Here is a 1,330-nt window from a genome sequence, read left to right on the forward strand (position 1 = left end):
ACAGAGTGTGCTTAGCCGCTGGATTAATAGATTAAATGGTGAACTAGCGTGATTGATACAACATCACCAATTTATTGAAAAGGCAACACATAACCCCATGATTTATCAAATAATGCAAAATGAAAGACTTGACCCTAATCGGCCTTTAAATTCACAATCCGTCAAAAAGGAGTGGCTGTCCTCAGTTATTCTGGCTCACTTATTCTTCCACACTAATTTGACCTATCAACTTTATTTGTCCTCCTAGTTGCTTGAACTTATCAATAGAAAGTTTTTCGACTTGTTTAGCTTCTTGAGTCTTATCAAATATGCTTTCATATACAGGAACTGGCTTTTCGTATGTTTTTAAATAAGCTTGAAATCCTGCATTGGCATCACTCATTTTTTTATCAAATCGAATAACCTTAGGAAAGACTAAATCTTTTACGCCTATTTCATTGGAAATCCTATTTTTCACTGACTCTAGAGCTATTGCATCATTGGAAATAGCTAACTCATTAGCATTCATTTCTGTGATAAATAATTTTGTTGGGGAGCTCATTTGAATAAAACATAGAAGTCCATATGTATCTTGATCTGATTCGCCCCAAAATTCAAAATCAAAAAAAACTTCAGATTCGGATTCAATTTTACGCACTACACCATTAATAGTTCTAGTCATGTTATTTCACCAACTCCGGTTTGAAAATAATTAAGTTTACTCCACCATCAGCTTGTGCTGCAGGCGCGATTATTCCATTGTAACCACTCTCTTCAGCAAACTTTCCAAGTGGATTAGTTATTTCATAATTCCACTTTTTATTAGGCCCTGTACGTACCAAATCGTCAAGAGAGATACCAAGTTCAGATCTGACGGATGGATTAGTTAAATCGAGTAAATTATCAATTTTCACGTTGTACTTGTTATTTACCAAACCGTCTATTGAAGCACCATTTCCAGTAAACTCAGAGTTCACAATTCGTTGTGATGAACCGAGGTATAAACCACCTTGTCCTTCACCAGTATATCGGTGAATTGCTTTTTCAGTATTGAATATGGGGTGAATTTCTAGAGGATTTCTCCCTTTAGGTACAGATCGGTATAAACCGCCTTCGAATGCAGCTCCTGTAATGTTGTTTTTTAAAGCTCCCAACGGTCCCAACGCCCGAATACCAACAACCGACGCGCCTATTATAGCCACTCCGTGATAAGTATCTAGCTGTTCAGGAGAATAGCTATGCCCTTCAGCCATTTTCATCATTATTTCTTCACCACCGGGCGAAGCGCAAGGGCCATAAACGGGTGTACAAGTCAAAGCTATATAGTTTTTTTGCGTTAGAGTTAACTCCC

Annotated in this window: 2 protein-coding genes; both read right to left on the reverse strand. The window is 37.5% G+C overall.

From position 1 onward, the window contains the following. Nucleotides 1–199 precede the first annotated feature (199 nt). Nucleotides 200–661, reverse strand: coding sequence for a hypothetical protein (locus tag KSO91_RS17270; protein WP_238744259.1), 462 nt, complete (start codon nt 659–661; stop codon nt 200–202). A 1-nt stretch (nt 662) separates the two neighbouring features. Next, a partial coding sequence (locus tag KSO91_RS17275) for a hypothetical protein (protein ID WP_238744260.1) occupies nt 663–1,330 on the reverse strand: 668 nt, incomplete at its 5' end.

Source organism: Psychromonas antarctica (genome assembly GCF_022267535.1).
Taxonomy (GTDB): Bacteria; Pseudomonadota; Gammaproteobacteria; order Enterobacterales; family Psychromonadaceae; genus Psychromonas; species Psychromonas antarctica.

Bases quoted from the DNA above. Each gene is read 5' to 3' on its own strand.
- KSO91_RS17270 (WP_238744259.1), bottom strand. From the start codon at position 661: ATGACTAGAACTATTAATGGTGTAGTGCGTAAAATTGAATCCGAATCT.